Source organism: Chryseobacterium sp. SIMBA_029 (assembly GCF_046535275.1).
Lineage (GTDB): Bacteria > Bacteroidota > Bacteroidia > Flavobacteriales > Weeksellaceae > Chryseobacterium.
In genome coordinates this window covers 1-274 of the sequence record NZ_JAWRXA010000284.1, presented here as the reverse complement: position 1 = coordinate 274, position 274 = coordinate 1, and the positions used below count along the sequence as shown (strand labels likewise).

At 43.4% G+C, this 274-nt stretch carries 1 protein-coding gene; it reads right to left on the bottom strand.

From position 1 onward, the window contains the following. The coding region (locus SB679_RS24145) for a hypothetical protein (RefSeq protein ID WP_410704775.1) at nt 1-274 on the bottom strand (274 nt) is incomplete at both ends.

Genomic DNA, 274 nt, shown 5'->3' with positions numbered 1-274 from the left:
CTTTCCGTTTTCTACTCCTTCGTAAAAGTGATCGTTATGATAAATAATAGCTCCCTGAATATGAGTTTTATTTGTTGGAAGCGTAAGCGATTCAGGGGCAGCATTCGCATTACGGATCAGAAATACCTCATTTCCTTCCTTTACTACAATTCCTGTTCCCGAAACAAGCCTTGTTACGCCCACATCCGTTGGTGGGTTTGATACAACAGACGGATTTACTTCTGATAAGCGTCTCGCTCCCATAGCAGAAGTGCAGCCTCGGAGAAGATTATCC